Source organism: Mycobacterium sp. (genome assembly GCF_019243155.1).
GTDB lineage: Bacteria > Actinomycetota > Actinomycetes > Mycobacteriales > Mycobacteriaceae > Mycobacterium.
Genome location: NZ_JAFAUS010000137.1, coordinates 1 through 7,022 on the forward strand (window position 1 = coordinate 1; position 7,022 = coordinate 7,022).

Annotated in this window: 5 protein-coding genes and 1 pseudogene; 1 reads left to right on the top strand and 5 read right to left on the bottom strand. The window is 64.1% G+C overall.

The annotated features are described in order from the left end of the window. Positions 1-169, top strand: a pseudogene (locus JOZ00_RS06790) (DegV family protein); the annotation flags it as partial. A gap of 106 nt (positions 170-275) precedes the next feature. On the opposite strand, the gene JOZ00_RS06795 reads toward JOZ00_RS06790, so the two are convergent. The 5 genes from JOZ00_RS06795 to JOZ00_RS06815 form a co-directional block, all read right to left on the bottom strand. Continuing rightward, a complete protein-coding gene (locus JOZ00_RS06795) occupies positions 276-3,182 on the bottom strand; it encodes an MMPL family transporter (protein ID WP_293341530.1) in 2,907 nt (968 codons plus the stop codon). Beyond that, positions 3,179-3,631, bottom strand: coding sequence for an MmpS family transport accessory protein (locus tag JOZ00_RS06800; protein ID WP_293341533.1), 453 nt, complete (start codon positions 3,629-3,631; stop codon positions 3,179-3,181). Before JOZ00_RS06800 ends, JOZ00_RS06795 begins: the two co-directional genes overlap by 4 nt. Positions 3,632-3,806: 175 nt before the next feature. Continuing rightward, positions 3,807-4,865, bottom strand: a complete 1,059-nt coding sequence (locus JOZ00_RS06805; RefSeq protein WP_293341536.1) for a dihydrodipicolinate reductase — start codon at positions 4,863-4,865, stop codon at positions 3,807-3,809. Positions 4,866-4,945: 80 nt separating this feature from the next. Continuing rightward, positions 4,946-6,682: an AMP-binding protein gene (locus JOZ00_RS06810; protein WP_293341539.1), complete on the bottom strand. Its 1,737-nt coding sequence runs from the start codon at positions 6,680-6,682 to the stop codon at positions 4,946-4,948. Between the two features lie 48 nt (positions 6,683-6,730). Continuing rightward, on the bottom strand, positions 6,731-7,022 hold a 292-nt coding region (locus JOZ00_RS06815; protein WP_293341542.1), incomplete at its 5' end, for a PE-PPE domain-containing protein.

The following is a 7,022-nucleotide window of genomic DNA, read 5'->3' on the forward strand; positions in this document are numbered from 1 at the left end:
GCACCACGTCGCCAACCCGGACGGCGCCGACGAGGTGGCCGCGACGCTGGCGCGACGGTTACCGGCGTGCGAACCCGCGATCGTCACCGGGTTGGGCCCGGTGCTGGCGTTGCACGTCGGTGCCGGGGCGGTGGCGGTCTGCCTGCAGCTGCCGCCACCGTCGACTTAGTGGCGATCGCAAGCGCGGCGTAGCCGGGCGCGGCGGGTCGCCACCATCGGATTAGTGGCGATCGCAAGCGCGGCGTAGCCGGGCGCGGCGGGTCGCCACCGGCGACTTAAGCGCGAGCCGGCACCGGCCTGCGGGCGTGGTCACCGCGCGGATGCACGACCTGCGGCCACCAGAACCAGCGGCCCAGCAGCGTGGCGATCGACGGCATCAGCAGCGTGCGCACGATCAGCGTGTCGAGCAGCAGACCGATGCAGACGGTCGAGCCGAACTGACCGAGCACGCGCAGGTCGCTGCCGAGCATGGACGCCATGGTGAAGGCGAACACTAGTCCCGCGGCCGTCACCACCCCACCGGTTCCGGCCATCGACCGGATGATCCCGGTCTTGAGGCCGTGATGGATCTCTTCCCTGAATCGGGACACCAGCAGCAGGTTGTAGTCGGATCCGACGGCCAGCAGGATGATGACCGACAGGGCCATGACGATCCAGTGGATATTGATGCCGAACAGGTCCTGCCAAATCAGCACCGATAGCCCGAACGACGCGGCGATCGAACTGGCCGCGGTGCCGACGATCACCAGCGCGGCCACCACGCTTCGGGTCAGCAGCAGCATGATCATGAAGATCAGCGTCAGCGACGCGATCACGGCGATCATCAGGTCGTATTTCTCGCCGTCGGCCATGTCCTTGAAGGTCGCGGCGGTTCCGCCGAGGTACACCCTGGCGTCGGACAGCGAGGACTGCTTGAGTGCTTCCTGCGCCGCTGTGCGTTCGGCACCCACCCGTTCAATTCCCTCCGGCGTCATCGGATCGTCCTGGTGGGTGATGAAGAACCGCGCCGACTTACCGTCCGGCGACAAGAACATCCGCAGGCCCGTCTGGAAATCGGGGTTCTGGAAGGCCTCCGGCGGCAGGTAGAAGAAGTCGTCGTTCTTCGACTGATCGAAGCTCTGCCCCATGACGATCGCGGTGTTGCTCATCGCTTCCATCTGGTCGATCATCGCCTTGAACGTCTGGTAGAGCGTCAGCGTGATGCCCCTGGTGGTCTTCAGCGTCGTGATCAGCGTGGGAAACAGCGCATTGAGGTCGTGTGTGGCCTTGGCGGTGTGCTGGATGTCGGTAGTGAGGTAGTGGAACTGCTCGGCGAGCTGGTCGAACCCGTCGAACGTGTCGAAGAGGGACCGCAGCCCGTAGCACAAGGGAATGTCGTAGCAGTGCTTCTCCCAATACAGGTAGCTACGCATCGGCCGGAAGGTGTCGTCGAAGTCCGCGATATGGTCGCGCAGGGTATCGGTGATCTGCGACGTCACCGCCGTCGTCTTCGCGCTGTCGTCGGCGGCATTGGCCAGGTCCAGTGACACCTCGTACTGGCGCTGTGTGGTGTTGATCTGGGTCTGCAGGTCGTCGGCCATCCTGAGGATGTCGTTCATGCGCTCCTTGAGGAAGCCCATGTTCTGCATCGTCGTCTGACTCTGGATGCTGTTCTGGAACGGAATCGAGCTGTGCTGGATCGGAATACCCAGCGGCCTGGTGATGTCCTGAACCATCGCGATGCCGAGCGTGCGCATCTCGTTTTTCGCCACCCTGTCCAACACCAGCATGTCGGCCGGGTTTCGCATGTCATGGTCGGACTCGACCATCAACAGGTCGGGATTCATCCGTGCCTCGGAGAAGTGCCGATTCGCAGCCTCTTGCCCTTGGTTGGACGGGGCTGACAACGGCAGGTAATGGCGGTCGTTGTAGCTCGGCTTGAAGCTCGGCAGTGCGACCATGCCGACCAGTACGACCGCGGCACTGACGGCCAAAATCGGTGCGGGCCAACGCACGACCGCCGTGCCCACCCGGCGCCACAGCCGCCCTCGCTTCGCCTGCCTTTCGAAGAGATGGAAGCGGCTGCCGACGAAAACCACCGCAGGGCCAAGGGAAAGCCCGGCGAGCACCACGACCAGCATGCCGATCGCCACCGGGGCGCCCATCGTGTTGAACCAGGGCAGCCGGGCAAAACTCAGGCAGTAGGTGGCTCCCGCAATCGTCAGGCCGGAGCCCAGCACGACCGGGGCGACTCCCTTGAATGTGGTGTAGTAAGCCGTTTCTCGGTCTTCACCGGCGGCCAACGCTTCTTGATATCGCCCGACGAGGAAGATGCCGTAGTCGGTTCCCGCGGCGATCGCCAGCATGGTGAGGATGTTGGCGGCGAAGGTGGTGAGCCCAAATGCGTTGTTATACGCCAGAACTGCGACGACGCCTCGCGCGCACGCCAGCGCCACAAAGGTCATGAAGAGCTGAATCAGCGTGGTGGCGATGGACCGGTAGACGAGCAGCAACATGATGGCGATCGCGCCCAACGTGAACAGCGTGATCGTGGCGAGGCTCGCGTTGCCGATGATGTGCATGTCGTCGGAGAGCGCCGCGGGCCCGGTGACATAGGCCTTCACGCCGGGCGGCGGCGGGTTCTCGTCGATCACCTTGCGGACGGCGTCCACGGAGTTGTTGGCGAGCGTGGTGCCCTGATTACCAGCGAGGTTCACCTGTACATAAGCGCCCTTAGCGTCGGCGCTCTGCGCGCCCGCGGCGGTCAGCCGGTCTCCCCAGAAGTCCTGGATGTGCTGGATGTGCGCGGGATCCCTGCGCAGGTCTTGGATCAGCTTGTCGTAGTACTTGTGTGCATCGGGGCCCAGGGGCTGCTGGCCTTCGAGCACGATCATCACGGTGCTGTTGGAGTTGAATTCGTGGAAGTTACTGCCCAGGCGCATCATCGCCTTCATCGACGGCGCGTCCAGCGGAGTCATCGGCGCCGAGTGCGCCTCGCCGACGACTTCGAGCGTTGGGACCAGGACGTTCACCAGAACGGTGATGACCACCCAGCCGATGATGATCGGTATCGCGAAGATGCGAATCGCGTGTGGAAGATAGGGCCGGTGGCCCCGCTCGGGCTTGCCGCCCCGGGTGGTGATCGGACCGGTGTCTGCACTGTCGTCAGTGCCGACGCGGTTCATGTGGTTCAGCTCGCTCATGCGGATTTCACCAGGCAGAAGGTCTGGGCGTTATGGCCGTCGGAGTCGTGTTGGTCGCGAATCACACCGTCCACGGTGATCTTGCAGTTGATCGTGCTGCCGTCGCTTTGCGCCATGATGTTGGCGCTGACCGCGGGCAGGGTCGTCGAGATCGTGGCCGACCACGGCAGCGGGGCGTTGTTCACTTGGTGGGTGTTGGCGTCCGCGTCCCAGTAGTTGATGTTTGCGGTAGCCCCCGGCGGGCCGGTGATGTCGTAGACGACCACCTTCGGGTTGAACTGAACGATCTCGATCCCCTTGCCCGCGTTCGCGTTGAGATCCTCAGAGCCGAACAGCTTGTGCAGCCGCGACACCACCAAGACCGAGACAGCCAGAACGACCACCAACACCAGCGGTATCCACGCTCGCTTGGCCAAATGGGCTATGGATGTCGAAACGCGATTCGCCATCAGCTGACCACCCTTCCGCTCAGCATTGCCCGCCGGCTCCAACCACCCTGAAGCAAAACTCGACAACGTCACTGTCAACGGAACATTTGCTCAGCTAAGCATCCTAACCATAAGGCACGCAACCGTTCCTCCGGGGGGCGTCCGTATGGACGAACGGCAAGTAGCGCCGCCGGGCTCAGTTCGCGAAGCGTCCGGTGACCGGTGGCAGATCGGCCAGGGTGACGATGCCGGGCGGCGCGGCTACCACCGCGGGGACGGCGTTGGTGACCGGCATAGCGGTGTAGATCATCCCCAGTCCCATGAAGCCGGGCTCCGTCCAATCCTTGGGCGGCAGGCAGTGCAACACGGTGCGCATGTTGGGCGAGCCGAACACCTGAATGACGTGGCCGTGCTCGAGCGGTTTGGGTGGCACCACATGGTCGCCCATTGTCCAGTTGAACCCGACGCTGACGACATTGCGGTCACCCACCCAGCCGCGGTGGTAGCCGTAGACGCTGCCGACCGTTCCCGCGGGAATCTTCATGAAGCCCAGATCGGAGTCGTCGGTAGCCGCGGTGAACGTGACGTCGAAAGTCATCTTGTCCAGCCTGGCCCCGATCGCGTCGGCCATCATCGCGGCCGACTCCGCGAAAACCTCGCTCTCTCGCCGCACGTTCTCCGCCAGCCCTGGGGTATCGGGATCTTGCGAGAACCCCATGGCGGTCTGGGTCTCCGCCGACTCGTAGGTCGAGCAGTCGACCGACTCGGTGATGCGAATCTCGTCGACGCGCTCGCAGGAGGCGGTGAGCACCATCCCGACCATGTTCGTCATACCCGGGTGCGCGCCGCTGCCGAAGATCGTCGAGTTGCCCTTCTCGCACGCCGCGAGAATGCGGTCGCGGTCCTGCGGTGTCTGCTTGCCGCCGGTGATCCAGGCCGCGCTGGTGCACACGTTGACTCCCGCCGAAAGCAGCCGCACCAGCTCATCGACGTTGGGCCACAACGGGTTGTAGCAGCACGCATCGGGGCGCAGCGAGAGGAGCGCGTCGATGTCATTGGTGGCCGTCACCCCCGTCGGCTCGGGCCAGCCGGACAGGTCGGCGGCGTCGACACCGACCTTGTCCGCGCCGTGCGCATACACCCCGACCAATTCCATGTCGGGTCTGCCGATGATGGCGTGCAGCGAGCGCCGACCGATGTTCCCGGTCGTCCATTGGATGACGCGTAACGGACGGTCTGGGCTGACTGTGCTCATCGTGGCTCCTTTGCCGCTGCGAATGCAGTCAATTATGCGAAGCCCGTTTCCCCGCCGCGTACGAACGTCGAATTGTTGGGTCAGGCGTCCAACCGGACGAACTGGTCCTGCCGGTACTGCTCAATGCAGGCGGCACGCCGGATCTTGCCGCTCGTCGTGGTGGGAATCGAGCCGGCCGGCACCAGAACGACGTCGGAGACATTCAGGCCGTGCGCATTCGAGACCGCGGAGGTGACGTCGCTTTTGACCCCGTTGAGCCGGTGCAACGCGTCCTCGCCGGGCTCGTCGCGCTTCTTCTTCATTTCGATCACGGTGACCAGCTGTTCGGTGCTGTCGAACGGGACCGATATCGCCGCGACCCGACCGTGGGTGATCTCCTGGACCGTCGCCTCGATGTCCTCGGGATAGTGGTTACGCCCGCGGATGATCAACAGATCCTTGATGCGGCCCACGATGAACAACTCACCGGAGTGGATGAAACCCAGGTCGCCGGTTCGCAGCCAGGGGCTCTCAGGCGTGCCGGGCGAAGGGTCGGCGAGCGTGGCGCCGAAGCAGAGCTGCTCCTCCGGCGGCTTGCGCCAATAGCCTTCGGCGACGTTCTCGCCGTGCACCCAGATCTCGCCCACCACGTCGGACGGACACTCGCGGTGTGTCTCGCTATCGACGATGCGCAGCTTGGGTGATTGCGGTACTTGATATTTGACCAGGGCGGCGCCGCTTCCCGCCCCGCTCCGCCGGACGCGGCCGGCGCCGAGCTCGTCGATATCGAAGTGCACCGCCGGCGATGATTCATTCCAGGTGCCGCTCGTCACGAAGACGGTTGCCTCCGCCAGGCCGTAAGACGGACGCATCATGTGATCCCGAAAATTGAAGTGCGCGAAACGATCGACGAAGCGTCGCAGCGTGGCCGGCTCGACACGTTCGGCGCCGCTGATGATGCCGAGCACTCCGCCGAGGTCGAGCCCCGCCAGATCGTCGTCGGTCGTTTTGCGGGCGGCCAAGTCGAAAGCGAAGTTGGGCGCCGATGACCACGCGTTGGGATTGTCGGCAAGAGCTTTGACCCAGCGGGCCGGCCGTGCCAGGAAGCCAACCGGGCTTGTCAGCTGCGCGCGGTAGCCACCCAGGATCGGTGCGCAGACTCCCAGCACCAACCCCATGTCGTGATAGAAGGGCAGCCACGACACGATCGTGGCGTCCGATGGGACTTTGGAGTTCGCAAAGAAGCTCTGCATCAGCTGCTGGAAATTCACCGTGAGGTTGCGGTGCGACATCATGACGCCGGTCGCGCTTCGCGTCGAACCCGAGCTGTACTGCAAATACGCGATGTCAGGTAAATCGGCGGTTTCCAGGCTCGGCCCGTCGCCGGCATCGAACTTCAACGAATCGATCTCGACGATCTTCGGAGCAGTGTCCATCCGTGACTGGTCGATGTAATCGCCGACATCCTGCGCGGCGCCCGACGTCGTGAGAACGACCGAGGGCGACGTATCGGCGAAGACCCCACCGACCCGCTCATAACTCGAGCCGCGATGCGGCAGCGGGAGCGGAACGGCGATGAGGCCGGCCTGCAGGGCTCCCAGGAACGCCAGCACGTAATCGAGGCCCTGCGGGGCCAGGATCACCGCTCGGTCTCCGATCGACCCGCGAAGGCTGAGTTCGCGTGCCACATTCGTTGTTCGACGGGACAGCTGCGACCACGTGAGGCTCTCGGCAACCCCCGCCCAGTCGTTCTCGTAATCGGTGAAAGTGAACGCCACATCGTCGGGCCGCAGGGCGGCTCGCCCGTGGAGCATGGAGATGATCGATGATCCCGGCATAAGCGTCACACTTCGTCCGTACTTGTTAGTCGAATCCGTAGATCGTAGTCAGTGGTCAGTCTGGCTTGCACCGTGCGACAACACGGACATCGCACCACTGACGATCTGCGAGAGGGGGTCGGCGCCGCCGCCGAATGTCGCCTGGTTGGCCGGCGCAGTGACTTCCGCGGGGTCGAAGCCGTGCACCGGGTCAACCTGTACCGGAGCGGTCGACCGGTCGTCGTTCCGCGAATAACCGGCATCAACTCGGGGGATCAGGATGGCGTCGAGCTTGTTCAACGTGTCTTCCTGGACCCCAACGTATTTCAGCGGCATGACTAGTGGAAGGTGCTTCTCCGGG

Coding starts and splice junctions, on each gene's coding strand:
- JOZ00_RS06810 (WP_293341539.1), bottom strand. CDS start 6,682: ATGCCGGGATCATCGATCATCTCCATGCTCCACGGGCGAGCCGCCCTG.
- JOZ00_RS06805 (WP_293341536.1), bottom strand. CDS start 4,865: ATGAGCACAGTCAGCCCAGACCGTCCGTTACGCGTCATCCAATGGACG.
- JOZ00_RS06795 (WP_293341530.1), bottom strand. CDS start 3,182: ATGAGCGAGCTGAACCACATGAACCGCGTCGGCACTGACGACAGTGCA.
- JOZ00_RS06800 (WP_293341533.1), bottom strand. CDS start 3,631: ATGGCGAATCGCGTTTCGACATCCATAGCCCATTTGGCCAAGCGAGCG.